At 70.1% G+C, this 19,464-nt stretch carries 20 protein-coding genes; 14 read left to right on the top strand and 6 right to left on the bottom strand.

The window, feature by feature from the left end:
* Window positions 1-35: 35 nt before the first annotated feature.
* Window positions 36-446, bottom strand: a complete 411-nt coding sequence (locus tag ACWED2_RS33050) for a DUF3151 domain-containing protein (protein ID WP_449694418.1) — start codon at window positions 444-446, stop codon at window positions 36-38.
* 241 nt (window positions 447-687) lie between these two features.
* Between ACWED2_RS33050 and ACWED2_RS33045 the strand changes: the two genes are divergently transcribed.
* Window positions 688-1,869 (top strand): hypothetical protein, encoded by a 1,182-nt coding sequence (locus tag ACWED2_RS33045; protein WP_449694417.1) that lies wholly within the window; start codon window positions 688-690, stop codon window positions 1,867-1,869.
* 58 nt (window positions 1,870-1,927) lie between these two features.
* Here the strand turns inward: ACWED2_RS33045 and fbaA are convergent, their stop codons facing one another.
* Both fbaA and ACWED2_RS33035 read right to left on the bottom strand, forming a co-directional pair.
* Window positions 1,928-2,959 (bottom strand): class II fructose-bisphosphate aldolase, encoded by a 1,032-nt coding sequence (gene fbaA, locus ACWED2_RS33040; protein WP_449694416.1) that lies wholly within the window; start codon window positions 2,957-2,959, stop codon window positions 1,928-1,930.
* Between the two features lie 154 nt (window positions 2,960-3,113).
* Window positions 3,114-3,935 (bottom strand): LLM class F420-dependent oxidoreductase, encoded by an 822-nt coding sequence (locus ACWED2_RS33035; RefSeq protein ID WP_449694415.1) that lies wholly within the window; start codon window positions 3,933-3,935, stop codon window positions 3,114-3,116.
* A 63-nt stretch (window positions 3,936-3,998) separates the two neighbouring features.
* On the opposite strand from ACWED2_RS33035, the gene ACWED2_RS33030 reads away from it, so the two are divergent.
* The 6 genes from ACWED2_RS33030 (at window position 3,999) to ACWED2_RS33005 (ending at window position 9,812) form a co-directional block, all read left to right on the top strand.
* Window positions 3,999-4,913, top strand: a complete 915-nt coding sequence (locus ACWED2_RS33030; RefSeq protein ID WP_449694414.1) for an aldo/keto reductase — start codon at window positions 3,999-4,001, stop codon at window positions 4,911-4,913.
* Between the two features lie 69 nt (window positions 4,914-4,982).
* On the top strand, window positions 4,983-5,894 hold the full coding sequence (locus ACWED2_RS33025) for an SDR family oxidoreductase (protein WP_449694413.1): 912 nt from the start codon (window positions 4,983-4,985) through the stop codon (window positions 5,892-5,894).
* Window positions 5,895-5,896: 2 nt separating this feature from the next.
* Entirely contained in the window at window positions 5,897-6,370 is a 474-nt protein-coding gene (locus tag ACWED2_RS33020; RefSeq protein WP_449694412.1) for a pyridoxamine 5'-phosphate oxidase family protein, read from the top strand.
* An 81-nt stretch (window positions 6,371-6,451) separates the two neighbouring features.
* Entirely contained in the window at window positions 6,452-7,924 is a 1,473-nt protein-coding gene (locus tag ACWED2_RS33015) for a flavin-containing monooxygenase (protein WP_449694411.1), read from the top strand.
* Window positions 7,921-8,787 carry a metal-dependent hydrolase gene (locus ACWED2_RS33010; protein WP_449694410.1) on the top strand — a complete coding sequence of 289 codons (867 nt, stop codon included), beginning with the start codon at window positions 7,921-7,923 and terminating at the stop codon, window positions 8,785-8,787. The genes ACWED2_RS33015 and ACWED2_RS33010 overlap by 4 nt, the downstream gene beginning before the upstream one ends.
* Window positions 8,788-8,873: 86 nt before the next feature.
* Window positions 8,874-9,812 carry a PDR/VanB family oxidoreductase gene (locus ACWED2_RS33005; protein ID WP_449694445.1) on the top strand — a complete coding sequence of 313 codons (939 nt, stop codon included), beginning with the start codon at window positions 8,874-8,876 and terminating at the stop codon, window positions 9,810-9,812.
* On the opposite strand, the gene ACWED2_RS33000 is transcribed toward ACWED2_RS33005, so the two are convergent.
* The gene (locus tag ACWED2_RS33000; RefSeq protein WP_449694409.1) at window positions 9,807-10,091 is read right to left on the bottom strand and encodes a YciI family protein; all 285 of its coding nucleotides are present in this window, start codon (window positions 10,089-10,091) and stop codon (window positions 9,807-9,809) included. The genes ACWED2_RS33005 and ACWED2_RS33000 overlap by 6 nt on opposite strands.
* Before the next feature lie 201 nt (window positions 10,092-10,292).
* Between ACWED2_RS33000 and ACWED2_RS32995 the strand changes: the two genes are divergently transcribed.
* The 4 genes from ACWED2_RS32995 to ACWED2_RS32980 all read left to right on the top strand — a co-directional run bounded on the left by ACWED2_RS32995 (window position 10,293) and on the right by ACWED2_RS32980 (window position 13,324).
* Complete coding sequence (locus ACWED2_RS32995) at window positions 10,293-10,865, top strand: RNA polymerase sigma factor (RefSeq protein ID WP_163046624.1); 573 nt, start codon at window positions 10,293-10,295, stop codon at window positions 10,863-10,865.
* 91 nt (window positions 10,866-10,956) lie between these two features.
* Window positions 10,957-12,108, top strand: coding sequence for an N-acetylglucosamine-6-phosphate deacetylase (gene nagA, locus ACWED2_RS32990; protein ID WP_449694444.1), 1,152 nt, complete (start codon window positions 10,957-10,959; stop codon window positions 12,106-12,108).
* Window positions 12,109-12,187: 79 nt separating this feature from the next.
* Window positions 12,188-12,577, top strand: a complete 390-nt coding sequence (locus ACWED2_RS32985) for a hypothetical protein (protein WP_449694408.1) — start codon at window positions 12,188-12,190, stop codon at window positions 12,575-12,577.
* A 45-nt stretch (window positions 12,578-12,622) separates the two neighbouring features.
* Window positions 12,623-13,324, top strand: a complete 702-nt coding sequence (locus ACWED2_RS32980) for a DedA family protein (RefSeq protein WP_449694407.1) — start codon at window positions 12,623-12,625, stop codon at window positions 13,322-13,324.
* A gap of 76 nt (window positions 13,325-13,400) precedes the next feature.
* On the opposite strand, the gene ACWED2_RS32975 is transcribed toward ACWED2_RS32980, so the two are convergent.
* Together ACWED2_RS32975 and ACWED2_RS32970 are read right to left on the bottom strand one after the other, a co-directional pair.
* A complete protein-coding gene (locus tag ACWED2_RS32975) occupies window positions 13,401-14,792 on the bottom strand; it encodes an FAD-binding oxidoreductase (RefSeq protein WP_449694406.1) in 1,392 nt (463 codons plus the stop codon).
* 73 nt (window positions 14,793-14,865) lie between these two features.
* Window positions 14,866-15,291 carry a PPOX class F420-dependent oxidoreductase gene (locus ACWED2_RS32970; RefSeq protein ID WP_449694405.1) on the bottom strand — a complete coding sequence of 142 codons (426 nt, stop codon included), beginning with the start codon at window positions 15,289-15,291 and terminating at the stop codon, window positions 14,866-14,868.
* A 186-nt stretch (window positions 15,292-15,477) separates the two neighbouring features.
* Here ACWED2_RS32970 and ACWED2_RS32965 point away from each other — a divergent pair, with 186 nt between their 5' ends.
* From ACWED2_RS32965 to ACWED2_RS32955, 3 genes are read left to right on the top strand one after another with little or no spacing between them, the layout of a single operon-like run.
* A complete protein-coding gene (locus ACWED2_RS32965) occupies window positions 15,478-16,008 on the top strand; it encodes a MarR family winged helix-turn-helix transcriptional regulator (protein ID WP_449694404.1) in 531 nt (176 codons plus the stop codon).
* Window positions 16,005-18,572 (top strand): MFS transporter, encoded by a 2,568-nt coding sequence (locus ACWED2_RS32960; protein ID WP_449694403.1) that lies wholly within the window; start codon window positions 16,005-16,007, stop codon window positions 18,570-18,572. The genes ACWED2_RS32965 and ACWED2_RS32960 overlap by 4 nt, the downstream gene beginning before the upstream one ends.
* Window positions 18,569-19,390, top strand: a complete 822-nt coding sequence (locus ACWED2_RS32955) for a YceI family protein (RefSeq protein WP_449694402.1) — start codon at window positions 18,569-18,571, stop codon at window positions 19,388-19,390. The genes ACWED2_RS32960 and ACWED2_RS32955 overlap by 4 nt, the downstream gene beginning before the upstream one ends.
* Window positions 19,391-19,464 lie beyond the last annotated feature (74 nt).

Genomic DNA, 19,464 nt, shown 5'->3' with positions numbered 1-19,464 from the left:
GGTTAGAACCCGAATTACCACTCACGAGGCGGGGGTTACTTGAGGCCGGTGGCTTCCGCGGCGGCGGGGTCGGAGTCGGCGAGGAACGTCTTGCACCGCTCGTGCTCCTCGGTCTCGCCGATCTTGCCGGCGGCCTTGCCGAGCACGGCGAGGGCGCGGAGGAACCCCTGGTTGGGGCGGTGCGACCACGGCACCGGGCCGAAGCCCTTCCAGCCCGCGCGGCGCAGCTGGTCGAGACCCCGGTGGTAGCCGGTGCGGGCGTAGGCGTACGCGGCGACGGTCTCGCCCGCGTCCAGGGCCTTCTCGGCGAGCGAGGCCCACGCCTCGCTGTAGTCGGGGTGTTCGGCGGCGACGGTGGCCGGGTCGGTCCCGGCGTCGAGCGCGGCCTGGGCGGCGGTGTGCTCGGGCAGCAGCGTCGGCTCGGGGCCGAGCAGGTTGTGCGTCATGACCCCATTCTGCCCACGCCCCCGGATCAGAAGAACAAGCCCGCGAGAATCCCGCCGCCGGCCAGCACCAGCGCGGCGACGAGCACGGCCGCGACAACTCGTTTCGGCATCATGGCGCGACACCCTGCCAAGCCGGGCCCGCCTGAGGCAAGTCGTCCACCCGTAGGGGTGAACCCGGATTTTCGCGTCGTTTGCCACGGTCTTGGCCCACTCGTGACCATGACCGGCCATGATGTCCGGCATGGCCAAGGCAGTCGACGTCCCGGTGGACGTGATCCCGCGCAGCCCCGTCGCCAAGACGCGGCTGTTCTTCACGCGGCACTGGCACCGCGGCGCCCCCGGGCAGCCGACCCCGGACTGGGTGCTCCGGTTCTGCTACGGGATGTGGCTGGCGGCGTTCGCGTTCAAGCTGGTCGGCTCGTCGTGGGACATGTCGTGGCACTTCATGTGGCTGCGCGACGACCTGGCCCCGCCGCACCTGATCAACACCGTCGGCACGGTGATCATCGTGGTGCTGGTGGCGATCCACAGCTACACGGGCCTTGGCTGCGACAAGCGGTCGCTGCGCCTGATGCAGATCGGCCTGCTGACGTTCCTGATCGCGGCCCCGCTGGACGTGATCAACCACCGCGTGAACGGCCTCGACCTGACCGCGTGGAGCCCGTCCCACATGATGCTCTACCTCGGCACGGGCATCATGCAGGCGGGCGTGCTGCTGGGCTGGCTGCGGTTTGCGCCGCCGGGCCGCTTCCGCACGGGCGTGCTGCTCGCGCTGTGGGCGTTCTTCCTGGAGAACACGTTCTTCCCGAACGGCCAGCAGGAGTACGGCATCCTGGGGCTGCGCGCGTGGGAGCGCGGTGAGCCGGAGGCGGAGAAGTCGCTGCTGGACTTCGCGGCCAACCAGATCGGCCACCCGGTCGACCGGACGGCGGTGCTGCACTTCACGATGCCCATTCCTTCGTGGGTGTACCCGCTGTGGGGCATCGGGGTGATGGCGTTGATCTTGGCTCTGGCTCGGAAGACGTTGGGTTTCCGCTGGGCGGCCACTTCGGTGGCGCTGGCGTACGTGGCCTACCGGTCGGTGATGTGGCCGCTGCTGCTCGGGCTCGGGTTCCCGGTCTCGACGGTGCCGTTCTACCTGTTGTTCGTGGGCCTGGCGGTCGACCTGGCGTTCGCGATCGGTTCCGGCCTGCTCCAGGCCGGCGCGGGGGCGCTGCTGGTGACGGCGTTCGGGTACGGGGCGTTCTGGCTGCAGTCGCAGTTCCGCCCGTGGGTGCTGGGTGACGCGCACACGGAGTCGGCACCCCCGGCGGCGTACTGGACGGCTCTGGTGGTGCTGGGCGGGGTGTTCGCCCTGTGGGCGGCGGCCGGCCCGGCTTCGCGCCGCTGGTCCGCTCGTCGGCGGGTTCCCGAAACAGTCTGAACAGACCAAAGGGCGGCACTTTCACCGTGAAAGTGCCGCCCCTTGCGCGCGAAAAGACCTACTTGAGCTTCGTGCCCGCCGAGCCCAGCGCCTGGCAGGCCTCGACCACCCGGGCGGCCATGCCGGCCTCGGCGGCCTTGAGGTACGAGCGCGGGTCGTACACCTTCTTGTTCCCGACCTCGCCGTCGATCTTCAGAACCCCGTCGTAGTTCTTGAAGAAGTGGTCGACGATCGGCCGGGTGAACGCGTACTGCGTGTCCGTGTCCACGTTCATCTTCACCACGCCGTAGGACACCGCCTCGCGGATCTCTTCCGGGAGCGAACCCGAGCCGCCGTGGAAGACCAGCTCGAACGGCTTCGAGCCGGCGTCCAGGCCCAGCTTCTTCGCCGCCGCCTCCTGGCCGCCCTTCAGCACGTCCGGGCGCAGCTTCACGTTGCCCGGCTTGTACACGCCGTGGACGTTGCCGAACGTCGCCGCCAGCAGGTAGCGGCCCTTCTCGCCCGCGCCCAGCGCGTCGATCGTCTTCAGGAAGTCGCCTTCGGCGGTGTACAGCTTCTCGTTGATCTCCGCCTCGACGCCGTCCTCCTCGCCGCCGACGACGCCGATCTCGACCTCGAGGATGATGTTGGCCGCCGCCGTCTTGGCCAGCAGCTCCTGGGCGATCTCGAGGTTCTCGTCGAGGTCGATCGCCGAGCCGTCCCACATGTGGGACTGGAACAGCGGGTTCTGGCCGTTCTTCACGCGCTCGGCCGAGATCTCGATCAGCGGGCGGACGAAGCCGTCCAGCTTGTCCTTCGGGCAGTGGTCGGTGTGCAGCGCCACGTTCACGTCGTACTTCGCCGCGACGACCTGGGCGAACTCCGCGAGCGCGGTCGCGCCGGTCACCATGTCCTTGACCTTCTGGCCGGACGCGAACTCCGCACCGCCCGTGGAGAACTGGATGATGCCGTCGCTCTCCGCCTCGGCGAAGCCGCGGATGGCGGCGTTCACGGTCTCGGACGAGGTCACGTTGATGGCCGGGTAGGCGAACTCGTTCGCCTTGGCCCGGTCGAGCATCTCCGCGTAGACCTCGGGGGTGGCGATGGGCATCGTTACTCCTCCTTGGCACAGGGTGGTCCCGACCGCATCGTACGAGGTGGACCGCCGCGGCACACCGGTCCCCGGGAAGAAACTTCTCCGCACGTGGGATCGGTTCAGAAGGAGTGCGCCCGGCCGCCGGGGCGCGCCGGCGGCCGGACGGACGTCACAGCAGCTCGGCCGCCAGCGCGCGGTACGCCGGCCACGGGTCCTCGTTCAGGACCTGGATGTTGACGTGGTCCGCCCCCGCCTCGAAATGCGCCCGCAGGCCGGTCGCGATTGTCGCCGCGTCGCCGTGCAGGGCCAGCGCGTCCACCAGGCGGTCGCTGCCCTCGCCCGCGAGGTCTTCGTCGGTGAAGCCGAGTTTCCGCAGGTTGGCGACGTAGTTCGACAGCCCGAGGTAGAACTTCACGGTGTTCCGGCCGATCGCGCGGGCCTCGTCGACGTCGGTCCCCAGGACGACCTTGTGCTCCGGCGCCAGCAGCTTGCCCGCGCCGAGGATCTCCCGGGCGTCGCGCGTGTGCTCCGGCGTCACCAGGTAGGGGTGTGCGCCCGCGGTGCGGTCGGCGGACAGCTTGACGACCTTGGGCCCGAGGGCCGCCAGTGCGCGGCCGGCCGCCGGGACACCCGCCGCGTCCAGGCCGTCCAGGTATTCGACGATCGCCGCGTAGGGCTTCTTGAACTCCTGCGTGTGCTCGGGGTGGCCCGCGCCGATGCCGAGCAGGAAGCGGTCCGGGTACTTCCCGGCGATCCGCTCGTACGCCTTCGCGATCGAGGCCGGTTCGTCCTGCCAGATGTTCACGATGCCGGTCGCGACGACCAGGGAGTCCGTCGCGCCGAGCAGGTCGTCGACGTATTCGAGGTCGCCGCCGGGTGAGCCACCCAGCCAGATCGCGGTGTAGCCGAGCTTCTCCGCCTCGGCCGCGAAGCTCGCGTCGACCTGCGCGTAGTGCCGCCAGATACCGATCTTGCCCAGTTCGATTGCCATGGAACACCCCAACGCGTGAGACGGCGATTTTCCTCCCGGGTCCGGAGAATTAGTCTCGGAACCATGACGAAGCTGGGCAATACCGACCTCGACGTGTACGGCCTCAACCTCGGCTGCAACGTCTTCGGCTGGACGGCCGACGAGCCGCAGTCCTTCGCCGTCCTCGACGCCTACACCGCGGCCGGCGGCAACTTCTTGGACAGCGCCGACCTCTACGGCGGCGGCGGGGGCTCCGAGACGATCATCGGCAACTGGCTGGCCGCGCGCGGCAACCGCGACGACGTCGTCGTCGCGACCAAAGTCGGCATGTGGGACGGCCGGCCGGGCCTGTCGGCGAAGAACATCCAGGCCGCGGCGGAGGATTCGCTGCGGCGCCTCAAGACCGATCACATCGACCTCTACTACGCCCACGTCGACGACCCGGAAACCCCGCTCGAGGAGACCCTGGAAGCATTCGACGCGCTGGTCCGAGCGGGCAAGGTCCGCTACCTGGGCGCGTCCAACTACACCGCCGAGCGGCTCGCCGCCGCACTGTCCATTTCGGACCATAACGGCTTCGTGCGGTACGCCGTGCTGCAGCCGCACTACAACCTCGTCGAGCGGGACTACGAGCGCGACCTCGCGCCGCTCGTCGCGCGCGAAGGCCTCGCGACACTGCCGTACTTCTCCCTCGCGAAGGGCTTCCTCACCGGCAAGTACCGCACGAAGGACGAGCTCGGCGACAGCCCGCGCGCCGCCCGTGCCGCGTCCTATTTGGACACTCGTGGCGAGCGCGTCCTCGCCGCGCTCGACGAAGCCGCGCAGGCGCACGGGGTTTCGGTCGCCACGGTGTCGCTCGCGTGGCTGCGGCAGCAGCCGACAGTCGCCGCCCCGATCGCCAGCGCGCGGACGCCCGAGCAGCTCACCGACCTGGTCGCGTCGGTCTCCCTCGAGCTCACCGAAACGGAACTCACCGCTCTGAGTGAGGCCGCCGGCTGACATACTCATGGGTAGCTTACTGCGGGTAAGTTGAGGTACGGTGCCCTCAAGTGACACTAGGAGGGCACCGTGGCCAACCCGTTTTCGCTGCTCAGCGGCACCAAGAAGGTCGACGGCAAGGTCGTGCTGATCACCGGCGCGGCCCGCGGCATCGGCGCGGGCCTGGCCGAGCGGCTGGCCGCCCGCGGCGCGAAGGTCGCCCTCGTCGGCCTCGAAGCCGACGAGCAGCAGAAGGTCGCCGACCGGATCGGGCCGAACGCCCGCGCCTGGGAAGCCGACGTCACGAGCTGGGAAGCGCTGGAGAAAGCCACCGCCGGTGTCGTCGAGCACTTCGGCGGGATCGACATCGTCATCGCGAACGCCGGCATCGCGACCGCGGGCTTCGTCCGCTCGGTCGACCGGGTCGCGTTCGAGAAGGTCATCGAGGTCGACCTGCTCGGCGTCTGGCGGACGTTCCGCGTCACGCTCCCGCACGTCATCGAACACAAGGGCTACCTGCTCGCCATCTCCAGCCTCGCCGCCATCACGCACGCACCCGGCATGGCGAACTACGCCGCCGCCAAGGCCGGCGTCGAAGCCTTCTCGAACAGCCTCCGCGCCGAGGTCGCCCACCTGGGCGTCAAGGTCGGCGTCGCGCACCCGACGTGGATCCGCACCGACCTCGTCGAGAGCGCCGACGCGCACCCGGTGTTCGGCAAGCTCCGCGCGTCGATGCCCGGCCTGATCGGCAAGACGTACCCGCTGGACGTGGCCCTGGACGACCTCGAGGCGGGCATCCTCAAGCGCGCCCGGACCATCCACGTGCCGCGCTGGGTCGGCGGGCTCAAGCTGCTCCGCGCGTTCCTGCCGCCGGTCATCGAGCTCGGCTCGCGCAGCCGGGTACCGTCGGCGGACAAGGCCGCGCTGGCCGACATCGAGGCGCGCGGCGCGTTCGAGTCGGCGGTCACCGGCCACGGCGGGCGAGCCGCCACCAAGGGGTGACCATGTCCCGTCGCGACCAGATCAGGATGACCGAGGACGAGGTGCGCGCGTACCTCGCCGAGCAGAAGGTCATCAACGTCGCCAGCATCGGCCCGAACGGCCGCCCGCACCTCGCACCGCTCTGGTACTTCCCGCACGAGGACGGCGTCGCGACCTGGACGTACGGCACGTCCCAGAAGGCGAAGAACCTCCGGCGCCTGCCGGAGGCGAGCGTGCTGGTCGAGGACGGCGAGAGCTACGAGAAGCTCCGCGGCGTCTCGTTCGAGGCCGATGTCGAGATCGTCGAGGACACCGCCGAGGTCACCCGGATCGGTACCGCGCTGCTGCAGCGGTATTCGGGCGCCAAACCGGGCGACCCGGCGCCGGCCGAAATGAGCGCCTTCATCGCAGGTCAGGCCGCCAAACGCGTCGGGCTGATCTTCCGGCCGACCAAGGTCGTCAGCTGGGACCACGGCAAGCTCGGCGGAACGTACTGATCGGTAGGGAGTACTTCCAAGTAACTGTTACCTGAGGTAACGTTATCTGGACAGGATCCCCGACGCAGCGGAGGCCGGCAGATGACCGAGCGGTTCAAGGTCGTGATCGTGGGCACCGGGTTTTCCGGGCTCGGCCAGGCGATCCAGCTCGAGAAGGCCGGCATCCGGGACTACGTGATCCTGGAGAAGGCCGACGAGGTGGGCGGCACCTGGCGCGACAACTCCTACCCCGGGTGCGCGTGCGACGTGCAGTCGCACATGTACTCGTTCTCGTACGAGCAGAACCCGGGCTGGTCGCGGTCGTTCTCCCCGCAGCCGGAGATCTTCGCCTATCTCAAGGGCGTCGCCGACAAGTACCGGCTGCGCGAGAAGATCCGCTTCGGCGTCGAGCTGACCGGCGCCCACTGGGACGAAGGCGAGCGCCGCTGGACGGCGACGACCAGGGACGGCCGCGAGTTCGTCGCGCAATTCCTCGTCTCCGGTGTCGGCGGCCTGCACATCCCGCAGGTCCCCGAGCTGCCCGGCATCGCGAACTTCAAGGGCCAGACCTGGCACTCCGCGCGCTGGAACCACGAGTACGACCTGCGCGGCAAGAAGGTCGCCGTGGTCGGCACCGGCGCCAGCGCCGTCCAGTTCGTCCCGAAGATCGCCCCCGACGTCGCCGAGCTGACGCTGTTCCAGCGCACGCCGCCGTGGATCATGCCCAAGCCCGACCACGCGATGCCGGGCTGGGCGCAGACGCTGTTCAAGCGCGTGCCCGGCACCCAGCGCCTCTACCGCAACGCGCTGTACTGGCTGCTCGAAGCGCGCGCCATCGGCTTCAACGGCCACCCGGCGATCATGAAGGCCGGCGAGCTGATCGCGAAGCGGAACATCGCGAAGGGCATCAAGGACCCCGCCCTGCGCAAGAAGGTCACGCCGGACTACACGATGGGCTGCAAGCGCGTCCTGATCTCCAACGACTACTACCCGGCGCTGGCCCGGCCGAACGTCGATGTCGTCACCGACGGCGTCAAGGAGGTCAAGGCGCACTCGATCGTCGACTCCGCGGGGGTCGAGCACGAGGTCGACGCGATCATCTACGGCACCGGCTTCAAGGTCACCGACGCGCTGGAGTACCTCGACATCACCGGCGTCGACGGCCGCGACCTCGCCAAGGAGTGGGCGACCGCGGGCATGCGGACGCACAAGGGCATCACCGTCTCCGGTTTCCCGAACCTGTTCTTCCTGCTCGGGCCGAACACCGCGCTCGGCCACAACTCCGTGGTCTTCATGATCGAATCGCAGGCGCGGTACGTCGTCGACGCCATCAAGCTCGCCGATTCGCGCGGGGCCGCGGCGCTCGACGTCCGGCCTGGCGTGCAGGACGAGTTCCAGCGCGAGATCCAGGACAAGCTGGTCAAGGGCGTCTGGACGCAGGGCGGCTGCAAGAGCTGGTACCTCGACGCCCAGGGCGTCAACCGGACGATCTGGCCGGGCTTCACCTGGCGTTACTGGCTCCAGACCCGCAAGGTCGACCCGGCCGACTACGAGCTGTCCGGCCGGGCGTCATGACCTCGCCGGACGAGCAGCTCGTGCTGCACGCCCGGGACGTGCGGTTCGACTGGGCGGCGCTGCCGATGCACTGGATCCCCGGCGAACCGCAGGCCACGCACACCATCAACGTGCTGCACCTGGCACTGCCGGAGGGCGAGCGCTGGTTCGTCGAAGTGTTCAAGCAGGCGCTCCCGCTGATCCGCGACGAGCGGCTCGAGCAAGACGTCCTCGGCTTCATCGGCCAGGAGGCGGTGCACGCCGAGGCCCACGACGGCGCGGCCGCACACCTCGAAGCGGCGGGCGTGCGCGTGCGGCCGTTCGTCGCGCAGATGGAGTGGCTGTTCCGGAAGCTGCTCGGCGACCGCGGCCTGACCGGGCGCGCGGCCGAGGAGTGGCTGGTCGAGCGGCTGGGCATCATCGCGGCGATCGAGCACTACACGGCATTCCTCGGCCAGTGGGTGCTCGACGCGCCCCTGGAAGACGCGGGCGCCGACCCGGTGATGCTGGACCTGCTGCGCTGGCACGGCGCCGAAGAGGTCGAGCACCGGTCGGTGGCGTTCGACCTGTTCGTGCACCTCGACGGGCGGTACACCCGCCGGGTCCGCAGCATGGCGGCGGTGACGCCGGTGCTGGCCTGGATCTTCGCCCGAGGGACGCGATACCTGCTGCGCAACGACCCGGCCACGCCCGGCCGCGCGTCACTGCGGAGCTACCGCCGGGCGGCGAAGCGGGGGCTGCTGCCGACCGGGCGGCAGCTGCTGCGGGAGATCCGGCCGTACTTCCGCCGCGGCTACCACCCGGCGGAGACCGGGAACACCGAGCAGGCGATCGCCTACCTGGCGAGCTCACCGGCCGCCCGGGCGGCGGACGTCCCCCGGTGACCGCGCGGGAACCCGCGCTTTCCCGGGCGACTGCCGCGCTGGGGCGGCCCACCCGGCTCGACGGCAGCGCACGCACCGACCACCTGATGTCCACTTTGGTCGGCGTCGTGGGCGTTTACCGGCGGTTGTCGCAATCGAGCGGCCGGCGGCGGCCGCCCGTGCGCACTGTGGACCGCAACCTTTCGCTGGTGGTCGAAACGATCCGGCCCGAAGCCGAGGACGTGGTGAGCCTGCGGCTCGCCACCGGCGTCCCCCTGCCGTCCTGGCGGCCGGGTGCGCACGTCGACCTGGTGCTCCCCTCCGGGCTGACCAGGCAGTACTCGCTCTGCGGCGACGCGAGCGACCGCTCGCACTACCGGATCGCCGTCCGGAAGATCGGCGCTGCCTCGGCCGAGGTCCACGCGCTGGTACCGGGCACCCGCGTCACCGCCCGCGGCCCCCGGACGGCCTTCCCGTTCGTCGGCGCCGGGCCGTTCCTCTTCGTCGCCGGCGGCATCGGGATCACGCCGATCCTGCCGATGGTGCGCCAGGCGATCGCGCGGGGCGCGGACTGGCGGCTGGTCTACACCGGCCGCGGCCGCGCGTCGATGCCGTTCCTCGGCGAGCTGCCGGACGACGACCGCGTGTGGATCCGCCCGGACACCGAGTACGGCATCCCGGCCTCCGGCGCCGAGCTCCTCGAAGGGCTCCCCGAAGGCGCGTCCGTCTACTGCTGCGGCCCGCCGCCGATGATCACCGGCGTTCGCGCCGAGCTGGCGCTGACCGCGGCGAAGGCCGTCCACTTCGAACGGTTCACCCCGCCGCCGATCGTCGCCGGAGAGCCGTTCCGGCTGACTTTGCGCAGGTCGGGGCAGGTGCTGGCGGTACCGGGCGACCGGAGCGCCCTCGACGTCCTGCGCGAGGCGCGCCCCGGCACGCCGTACTCGTGCCGCCAGGGTTTCTGCGGGACCTGCGCGGTGCCGACGGCCGACGGCGGGTCGATGCGGATCTGCGTCGACCGCGGCACCACCGTGCTCGACCTATGACTCCTGGGGCAGCCAGGCGCCGATCACCGGCTTGTACTCGCGGACGCTGCGCTCGGCGATGACCCCTTCCAGGAAGTACGGGTCCTGGTCGATCGTCTCCTTCAGGTGCGCCTCGTCGTCGGCCTGGTACAGCGTGATGCCGCCGGTGCCGTCCCCGAGCGGCCCGGCGACCGCGACGCGGCCCTGCTCGGCCAGTTTCGACAGGAACTCGCGGTGGCGGGGCCGGACGTCCGGCATCTTCTCCTGGACGTAGGTGATTTCGACGAGGAACCAGGCCATGTGGATCTCCGGGGTCGGGCGCGGGCGGGACGGATCCGACGCTACCCGTGTCACGGTTCTGTACCAGCATCCGATCTGTGGCACCGGCATCTGAACCCGATAGGCTGGGGATGCGTCAGTACCTGTGTGAGCGCTGTGAATACCGTGAACCTGCTGACGCGGCACACCGTGCAAGCCGGGGTCGAGAACAGGCAGGGGTTCATGCTCGAGGGCAATGCGGAGCGCAGTGTCGAGGCGACCCTCGGCCACCTGCGGGTCATGGACGGTCCGGCTCCGGCGCAGACCGCCGCACCCCTGACCCTCGAAGACCTCTACCGCCAGCACCGCATGCGGCTGGTCCGGCTGGCGATTCTGCTGGTCGACGAGCCCGCGACGGCGGAAGACGTGGTCCAGGAGGCCTTCACCGGCCTGCACCGCAACTGGGGCAGGCTCCGTGACGCCGCCGCCGCGGTCGGCTACCTGCGCACCGCGGTGGTCAACGGGTCGCGCAGCGTGCTGCGCCGCCGGAAGACCGCCCGTGAGTACGTGCCGCCGCACGCGGTGAACGCGCGCTCCGCGGAGAGCCTCGCGATGCTCTCCAGTGAGCACCAGGCCGTGGTCAGCGCACTGTCGAAGCTGCCGCCCCGCCAGCGCGAAGTGCTGGTGCTGCGGTACTACGGCGGGCTGAGCGAGGCCGAGATCTCTGAGGCCGCAGGCATCTCCAAGGGTACCGTTAAATCGACCGCCAGCCGGGCGCTCGAGGCACTCCAGAAGGCCATGCAAGCCCCACAGTGACCCGGGTGGACCATTCCGATCACTGAGTCGTATCACCATGCTTGGTCCAGACCAATATATGCTGGGGTGCGTGAGAGGCGCCGGAGATTTCGTGATCATGGGCGGCCGGGTCGCCGCCCCGGACCGTGTACTCGACGACGGCTGGGTGGCCGTCTCCGACGGGCGGATCGCCGGCGTGGGTTCCGGGACCCCGCCGTCCGGCGAGCACGTGGACGTCGGCGGGGCACTGGTCGTGCCTGGTTTCGTCGATACCCACTGCCACGGCGGGGGAGGTGGTTCGTTCACCTCCCTCGATCCCGAGGAACTCCTGACGGCGGTGCGGGCGCACCGCCGTCACGGCACCACGACCATGCTGGCCAGCCTGGTCTCGGACCCGGTGGACATCCTGCGCGAGCAGGTGGCGGCGCTGCGTGAGCTCGTCCAGGACGGCGAGGTCGCGGGCATCCACCTGGAGGGCCCGTTCATTTCGAAGGCCCGCTGCGGCGCGCACGACCCCGAGACCCTCCTCGAACCGGACACCGGCACGGTCGAGAAGCTGCTGCGCGCGGGCCAGGGCGCGATCCGGATGGTCACCATCGCCCCCGAGCTGCACGGCGGCGTGAAGGCCGTCCGGCAGCTGGCCGAGTCCGGCGTCATCGCGGCCATCGGGCACACCGACGGCGTCGAGGAGCAGCTGCTGCCGGCGATCGACGCGGGCGCGACGGTGGCGACCCACCTGTTCAACGGCATGCGGCCGCTGCACCACCGCGAGCCCGGCCCGATCGGTGCCCTGCTGGACGACGAGCGCATCACCATCGAGCTCATCTGCGACCTGGTCCACCTGCACCCGACGGTCGTCCGGCTGGCGGCGAAGCACGCGGGCCGCAACCGGACGGTCCTGATCACCGACGCGATGTCGGCGACGGACGCGGCGGACGGCCGCTACACGCTGGGCCGCCTCGAGGTCGACGTGCACGACGGCGTCGCCACGCTCGCCGACAACGGCTCGCTGGCCGGCAGCACCCTGACGATGGACACCGCCTTCCGCAATCTGGTCCGGGGTGCGAAACTCGGCATCCTCGACGCGGTGCACGCGACGTCGCAGCGGCCGGCGGAGCTGCTCGGCATCGCGGACCGCACCGGCATGCTGTGCTCCGGTTACCAGGCCGACATCGTGGTCCTCGACCAGGACCTGCGGCCGGCGAAGGTGCTGCGCCGGGGAGAATGGGTCGCCGAGGTGGGAACGGCTACCTTGAGTACGTAGATTCGTGCGAACCCCGGGGCTCCGGGGCAGAGCCCCGGCGGGGCGTGGGGGCATCCCCACTTGATGGAGACGGGCGGAGATGAGCGAGCCGAAGGACCCCGAGCAGCTGCTGGCGGACGCCCTTCGCGCGCAGGCCGTCTTCGCGCCGCAGGTGTCGCCGTCTTCCACGGCGTCGTCGCCTTCGGTTCCGGCGTCGGCTCCGGCTCCGGCCGAGCCGGCCACGGACGCGGTTCCGACCAGCGCGATCGACGAGCTGCCCTCGGCGTACGGCCTGTTGTCGGGCGCGAGCGCGGACTCGCTGGAGCGCGAGCGCGCGGCCCTGGACGCGGAGGCGCCGACGACGTTCGCTCCGCGCCCGCCGGAGCCGGTGCGGACGTCCGCCCAGCTTCCCGCGTACTGGATCTTGTTGCTGGCGGTGCTGCTCGGGCTCGCCGCGGGGTCCGTGGTGGGCCTGCTGACGCTGGTCTGACCGGGTCTCGGTCACGACTCAGGGTGACCCTGTACCGTTTTTGGGGTGATTCTCGCCCAGAGCACGGTCAACACGATGTCGCTGCTGCCGTCATGGCTCGACCCGCAGCACCTGCTGAGCGGTCTGACGACACCGGTCATCGCGATCCTGTGCCTGATCATCTTCATCGAGAGCAGCATCTTCCCGGTCCTCCCGGGTGACTCCCTGCTGTTCACGGCGGGCCTGTTCATCGCGAACGGCACGCTGGACGCCTCGTTGTGGCTGGTCTGCGTCCTGGTGACGGCGGCGGCCCTGCTCGGCAACGTGGTCGGTTACTACATCGGCTACTTCGTCGGGCCGAAGCTGTTCAACCGCCCGGACTCGAAGTTCTTCAAACGCGAGCACGTGGACAAGACCCACGAGTTCCTGGAGAAGCACGGCCCAAGGGCCGTGGTGCTGGCCCGGTTCGTCCCGTTCGTCCGCACGTTCATCACGTGGATCGCGGGCATCGGCCGCATGAACCCGAAGCGCTACTTCACGTACACGGTGATCGGCGGCATCCTGTGGGCCGCGGGTATCACGGTGCTGGGCTCGCTGCTGGGCAACATCGGGTTCATCCGGGACAACGTCGAAGCGATCTTCGTGCTGATCGCGCTGGTTTCGGTGCTGCCGATCGGGCTGGAGTACCTGAAGTCGCGGCGCCAGAAGAAGGCGCTGGCCGAGGCGGACCCGGAGGTCACGCAGCGGATCCCGCGGATCAAGGACTGAACCGCCCGAAACTGTCGGACCCTCGCGGTAACGTGAAAGCAGGGGTCCCCCGGGCGGGGACCCCTGCGGGCGCGGCTCAGGTCATCGAGAACATCGAGCCCGGGTTGAACAGGTTCTCCGGGTCCAGCGCCCGCTTGATCTGCTGGTGCACCCGCAGCCCCACCGGCCCGATCTCCCGGGCCAGCCACTCGCGCTTGATCTTCCCGACCCCGTGCTCCCCGGTCACCGTCCCACCGAGCGACAGCCCGACCTCGAGGATCTCGTCGAACGCCCGCTGCGCCCGCTCGAACTCCGACGGGTCGTCCGGCTGGTACACGATCGTCGGGTGCATGTTGCCGTCGCCGGCGTGGCCGACCACCGCGATCCGCAGCCCGACCTCGGAGCTGATCTTCTCGCAGCCGCGGATCAGCTCGGCGATCCGCGTGCGCGGCACACAGACGTCGTCGGTCAGCCAGAGCCCGTACGTCTCCAGCGCCGTGAGCACCACCCGGCGGGCCTGCAGCAGCATCCGGCCCTCTTCGAGGTCCTCCGTCGTGTACGCCAGGTCCGCCCCGCAGTCGACGCAGATCTGCTCGAGCGCCGCCAGCTCGCGGCGGGCCACCTCGCCGCCCGCGTCCGACTGGCCGAGCAGCAGCGCCTGGCAGTTCGATCCCGCGCCGAGGTCCGTCTTCAGGTACGCCTCGGACGCCTTGATCGACGATGCGTCCATGATCTCCAGCAACGACGGCACGAGACCTTCGCGGACCACCCGGGCCACGGCCTCCCCGGCCGCTTCCGTCGTGCCGAAGCCCGCGACCAGCGTCGCCGGGGCCCGGGGCAGCGGCTTGAGCTGGACCGTGGCCTGGGTGATCACGCCGAGCGTGCCCTCGCTGCCCACGAACAGCCGGGCCAGGTCGTAGCCCGCGACACCCTTCACCGTGCGGCGGCCGGTCTTCAGCAGCGATCCGTCGGCCAGGACGACCTCCAGGCCGAGCACCGAGTCCGTGGTCACGCCGTACTTCACGCAGCAGAGGCCGCCGGCGTTCGTCGACAAGTTGCCGCCGATCGTGCACCAGTCGTAGCTCGACGGGTCCGGTGGGTAGAACAGCCCGTGCTTCTCCACCGCGTTGCGGAAGTCCAGGTTGACCACACCCGGCTGGACCACCGCCAGCCGGTTGCCCGCGTCGATTTCGACGATCTCGTTCAGCTTGGTCAGCGACAGCGTGACGCAGCCGTCGATCGCGTTCGCCGCGCCCGACAGGCCGCTGCCCGCCCCGCGCGGCACGATCGGCACCTTGGCCTCGGCGCACGCCTTCACCACCGCCTGCACCTCGGCGGCGTTCGCGGGCAGCACCACCGCGAGCGGCGTGCCCGACGGCGCCAGCGGCATCATGTCGCGCGCATAGGACGCCGTGACGTCGGTGTCGGTGAGCACGGCGCTCTTGCCGAGCAGGTCCCGGAGCCGGGTGACCAAAGCTTCGTTGCCCATGGCCTCATCGTAAGCCCGAACAGTCCGCAGTGCGGAAATCTTCTTTCGAAACCAGCCGAAACGGAGCAGTGCGTCAGCGGACCAGCCCCAGCAGCTTCTCGACGTGCACCGTCAGCAGCACCCGCTGGTCGGCGACCATCGCCTCGCGGTACTCGGCCCAGTCCGGGTGCTCACCCGCCGCGCGGCGGTAGTAGTCGACCAGCGCTTCCACCGTGTCGTCGTCAGGTGCCGCGGCCGGCGCCGTGAGCGATGCGCGCCCCTCGGCGACGACGTAGCTCCAGCCGTCCTCGCTGCCCACGTGGAACGTCACCCGCGGGTCGCGGCGCATGTTCTTCGTCTTCGCCCGCGTCTCGGTGATCGAGGCGATGAACTTCGCCGACGCCGGGTCGTACAGGTAGGTGATCGTGGACAGCTGCGGCCGGCCGTCGCGGCGGATCGTGGCGAGGACGCCGTGGCGGCGGGCGGCCAGGAAGTCCTTCAACGCTGTGTCGTCGGTCATACCCTTCTCAACCCGCCACGGGCGCGGTTGTTCCGGCAGCAACCCCGGAGAAATGTGCTTGCATACGGCAACTAAAGTGTGTTCTGCCACATCACGAGGTATCCCGCTTGCACAACCGCTGATGAAGGCACATCCTTGCCTGAGGCAACTAGTTGCAGCCGCCAACCAACGCCGTGAAGGATGACCATGGCACCGAACAACTCCGCCACCCGGCCCAAGGCCGAGCTGGATCTCGCCGACCAGCTCGGGCACGAGCTCGTCCGCCTGGTCCGCCTGATCAACAAGGCGAAGTCGCAGGTCTCCAAGCAGGGTCCGGACGGCATCGAGCGGGCGGCGTACGCGATCCTCTTCACCCTCATCCACGAGGGCCCGCAGCGCACCAGCAAGCTGGCCGAGTCGCTCCACTCCGAGATCTCCACGATCAGCAGGCAGTCGAGCTCGCTCGTGCAGCACGGCCTGGTCGAGCGCCAGGCCGACCCGGAAGACGGGCGTGCCTGCCTGCTCGCGCCGACGAGCGAAGGCATGCGGGTGTTCGAAGAGAACCGCAAGCTGCGCAACCAGTGGCTGGCCGAGGTGCTCGGGGACTGGAGCGACGGGGACATCCAGACCCTGAACCGCCTCTTCGGCCGGCTCAACACAGGTATCGAGAACCACTCTCCACAGCTGGCCGACGCCCACGCGTCCGCCGGTGCACCGGCCAAGGGGGCCAACGCATGAGCACCACCACCGTCGACCAACCCGTGGCGAAGGAACCACCACGGCTGAGCCACCGCCAGATCGTCACGATCCTGAGCGGCCTGATGTGCGGCATGTTCCTGGCCGCGCTCGACCAGACGATCGTGGGTACCTCGATCGTCAAGATCGCCAACGACCTGCACGGCTTCGACCTGCAGGCCTGGGCGACCACGGCGTACCTGATCACCTCGACGATCGTCACGCCGATCTACGGCAAGCTCTCCGACATCTACGGGCGCAAGCCGTTCTACCTCACCGCGATCACCATCTTCGTCGCCGGTTCGCTCGCCTCGACGTTCGCGACGTCGATGTACCAGCTCGCCGCGTTCCGCGCGGTGCAGGGCCTCGGCGCCGGTGGCCTGATGTCGCTGGCCATGACCATCCTCGGCGACATCGTGCCGCCGCGTGAGCGCGCGAAGTACCAGGGCTACATCCTGGCCGTCTTCGGCCTGTCGACCGTGCTCGGCCCGGTGCTGGGCGGCTTCTTCGCGGGCATCGACTCGCTGGCCGGCCTGCACGGCTGGCGCTGGGTCTTCCTGATCAACGTCCCGATCGGCGTCATCGCGCTGTTCGTCGTGGCCCGGGTGCTGAACGTGCCGCACACGCCGCACAAGCACAAGATCGACTGGTGGGGCGCGCTGACGATGGTCGTCGCGGTCGTGCCGTTCCTGATCGTCGCCGAGCAGGGCCAGAAGTGGGGCTGGGGCGACCAGAAGTCGATCCTCTGCTACGTCATCGGCGGCGTCGGCGTGATCGCCTTCATCGTGGTCGAACGGTGGATGAAGGACGCCGCGCTGATCCCGCTGCGGCTGTTCAAGAACTCGACCTTCACCGTGGCGATCATCGGCGGTGTCATCGTCGGTGTCGCGATGTTCGGCGCGATCACCATGATCCCGCAGTTCATGCAGGTCGTGCAGGGCTACACGCCGACCGAGTCCGGGCTGCTGATGCTGCCGCTGATGGCGGGCATCATGTTCAGCTCGATCGTCTCCGGCCGGATCACCGGGAAGACCGGGCGCTACAAGATCTTCCCGATCATCGGCACCGTCATGATCGCCGGCGGCGCGTTCTTCTTCGCCCAGGTCAAGTACGACTCGGCGCTGTGGCACCCGCTGGTCGCCGCCGCCATCATCGGCCTCGGCCTCGGCCAGTGCATGCAGACGCTGATCATCGCGGTGCAGAACGCGGGCCCGCGCAGCGACATGGGTGTCTCGACCGCGTCGGCGACGTTCTTCCGCCAGATCGGTGGTACCGCCGGTGTCGCGATCTTCCTGACGGTCCTGTTCAACACCCTGATGCCGAACATCACGAAGGCGTTCGGCGGGCAGCTGCCGGCCGGCGCCGGCGCGAGCGTCGGGAACCTGTCCGAGAACACCAGCGTGATCCAGTCCCTCCCGGACGCGATCAAGACGCCGATCCTGGTCGGTTTCACCGACTCGATCACCACGGTGTTCTACATCGCGGGTGCGGTGGCCCTGCTGGCCACGCTGGTGCTGCTGTTCATGAAGGAGATCCCGCTGACCAACGCGGCCCCGGCCGCGGCGGCCGTGGAGGGCGGCGAGGCGCTGCTCGAAGACCACGCCGACGAACCCACCGAGATCGTCGAGCCGGTGCGTCCGGTCGACCGTGAACCGGCCCTCGTCGGCGGCGGCAAGCACGCGCTGAGCACCAACGGGCACGGCGACTACCAGGCTGTCTCGGGTGCGCTGCCGATCACGAACTCCGTCGCGGAGTCCGAGGTCGACGCCCCGGTCGGCGCGGGTGGCGTGCCGGTGACCGGCCACGTCCGGCGGCAGGACGGCAGCCAGGTCCCGGGCGCCGCGCTGACCCTCATCGACCAGCGCGGCCGCCAGGTCGCGCGGGCCACCGGCGCCGCCGACGGCAGCTACTCGGTGCCCAGCCAGGGCCCGGGCGCGTACGTGCTCATCGTGTCGGCGCACGGCCACCAGCCGCAGGCCTCCAGCGTCGTGATCAGCAACGGGCCGGCGACGGTCGACGTCACGCTCACCGGGTCCGGCGAGCTGACCGGTACCGTGCGGGCGGCTGCGACCGGGGACCCGCTGCCGAACGTGACCGTGACGCTGACCGACAGCCGCGGCGAGGTGAACGGCGCGTTCATCACCACCACGGACGGCACCTACGCCTTCGTCGGGGTCGGCGCCGGGGCGTACACCCTGGTCGCCAGCGGCGCGGGCTACCGGCCCTTCGCGGTGACGCTCACCGTGCCCGACAGCGGCGTGCTGCGCCACGACGTCGAGCTGGCCAGCTCGGTGCTGCTCCGCGGCACCGCGCGGACCGAGGGCGACCGGATCGTGCCGGACGCCCGGATCACCGTGCTCGACGCCGAAGGCAACGTGGCCGCGGTCGCGCGGACCGACGGCGAAGGCCGGTACGTGGTCAGCGATCTGCCCGCGGGCGCGTACACCGTGGTCGCGAGCGGCTACCCGCCGGCGACCAGCCAGGTGGAGCTGACCGGCGGCGAGGCGGGCCACGACGTCCGGCTGAGCTACGACCAGGCCCTCGACGAGCTGGCCGACCGGTCATGACCGGCTTGCGCGCGGCCTTCCGCACGGCCGAGGGCTGGGCGGTGGAGCACGCGGTGCTCACCGTCACCGACCCGGCCGGGCGGCAGGTCGCCCGCGAGGCGGCGGACGTCCGCGGGGAGGTCGTCACCGGCGCCCTCCCGGCGGGCACGTACACCGCCGTCGTGACCGCGGCCGGGTACACCCCGGTCGCCCGGACGACGCACATCGCCTCGGACGGCAGCGGCTCGCTCGGCGACGTCGTGCTGGCCCCGGTCGCCGAGGCGGTCGACCTGCCACCCGCCGGGCCGTGGGTGATCGACCCGGTGCACTCGTCGGTCGTCGCGACCGCGCGGCACATGGGCATCGCGAGCATCAAGGCGCGGTTCCCGGACCTGTCGGGCCGGATCGAGATCGGCCGGCCCGCCGAGCGGTCCTCGGTGCACGCGGAGATCAAGGCGGCGAGCGTCGAGACCGGTATCAAGATGCGCGACGACCACCTCCGTTCGCCGGACTTCCTCGACGTCGACGTGCATCCCGTGATCACGTTCGCCAGCACGGGAATGCGGCAGCGCGGGGTGGACTCGTGGACGCTGCAGGGCGAGCTCACGCTGCACGGCGAGCGCCGCGAGATCGAGCTGGAGCTCGGCTACGGCGGCTGGGGCCCGGACCCGTGGGGCGGCGTGCGCGCCGCGTTCCACGCCGAGACGACGCTGCACCGCAACGACTTCGCGATCAACTACAGCGCGCTGGCCCGCGCCGGCGTCGCGGTGGTCGGCACGACGGTGAAGGTGGAGCTGGACATCGAAGCGGTGCAAGGCGAGTCCCTGCCGCAGTTCTGAGTGCCCGGACCGGAGGCCCTCTCACCACTGGGTGAGGGGGCCTTCACCGTTGGTGAAAGGTGAAACTTCCGGGA

It is taken from the genome of Amycolatopsis sp. NPDC005003, assembly GCF_053600695.1.
This window is presented reverse-complemented; position numbering and strand designations above follow the sequence as displayed.

Excerpts from the sequence above, each read along its gene's own strand:
- ACWED2_RS32970 (WP_449694405.1), bottom strand. The coding sequence starts at position 15,291 with ATGACCGACGACACAGCGTTGAAGGACTTCCTGGCCGCCCGCCGCCAC.
- ACWED2_RS33015 (WP_449694411.1), top strand. The coding sequence starts at position 6,452 with ATGACCGAGCGGTTCAAGGTCGTGATCGTGGGCACCGGGTTTTCCGGG.
- fbaA (WP_449694416.1), bottom strand. The coding sequence starts at position 2,959 with ATGCCCATCGCCACCCCCGAGGTCTACGCGGAGATGCTCGACCGGGCC.
- ACWED2_RS32995 (WP_163046624.1), top strand. The coding sequence starts at position 10,293 with ATGCTCGAGGGCAATGCGGAGCGCAGTGTCGAGGCGACCCTCGGCCAC.
- ACWED2_RS32975 (WP_449694406.1), bottom strand. The coding sequence starts at position 14,792 with ATGGGCAACGAAGCTTTGGTCACCCGGCTCCGGGACCTGCTCGGCAAG.
- ACWED2_RS32985 (WP_449694408.1), top strand. The coding sequence starts at position 12,188 with ATGAGCGAGCCGAAGGACCCCGAGCAGCTGCTGGCGGACGCCCTTCGC.
- ACWED2_RS33005 (WP_449694445.1), top strand. The coding sequence starts at position 8,874 with ATGTCCACTTTGGTCGGCGTCGTGGGCGTTTACCGGCGGTTGTCGCAA.
- ACWED2_RS33035 (WP_449694415.1), bottom strand. The coding sequence starts at position 3,935 with ATGGCAATCGAACTGGGCAAGATCGGTATCTGGCGGCACTACGCGCAG.
- ACWED2_RS33050 (WP_449694418.1), bottom strand. The coding sequence starts at position 446 with ATGACGCACAACCTGCTCGGCCCCGAGCCGACGCTGCTGCCCGAGCAC.
- ACWED2_RS32960 (WP_449694403.1), top strand. The coding sequence starts at position 16,005 with ATGAGCACCACCACCGTCGACCAACCCGTGGCGAAGGAACCACCACGG.
- ACWED2_RS32955 (WP_449694402.1), top strand. The coding sequence starts at position 18,569 with ATGACCGGCTTGCGCGCGGCCTTCCGCACGGCCGAGGGCTGGGCGGTG.
- ACWED2_RS33010 (WP_449694410.1), top strand. The coding sequence starts at position 7,921 with ATGACCTCGCCGGACGAGCAGCTCGTGCTGCACGCCCGGGACGTGCGG.
- ACWED2_RS33000 (WP_449694409.1), bottom strand. The coding sequence starts at position 10,091 with ATGGCCTGGTTCCTCGTCGAAATCACCTACGTCCAGGAGAAGATGCCG.
- ACWED2_RS33020 (WP_449694412.1), top strand. The coding sequence starts at position 5,897 with ATGTCCCGTCGCGACCAGATCAGGATGACCGAGGACGAGGTGCGCGCG.
- ACWED2_RS32965 (WP_449694404.1), top strand. The coding sequence starts at position 15,478 with ATGGCACCGAACAACTCCGCCACCCGGCCCAAGGCCGAGCTGGATCTC.
- ACWED2_RS33030 (WP_449694414.1), top strand. The coding sequence starts at position 3,999 with ATGACGAAGCTGGGCAATACCGACCTCGACGTGTACGGCCTCAACCTC.
- ACWED2_RS33045 (WP_449694417.1), top strand. The coding sequence starts at position 688 with ATGGCCAAGGCAGTCGACGTCCCGGTGGACGTGATCCCGCGCAGCCCC.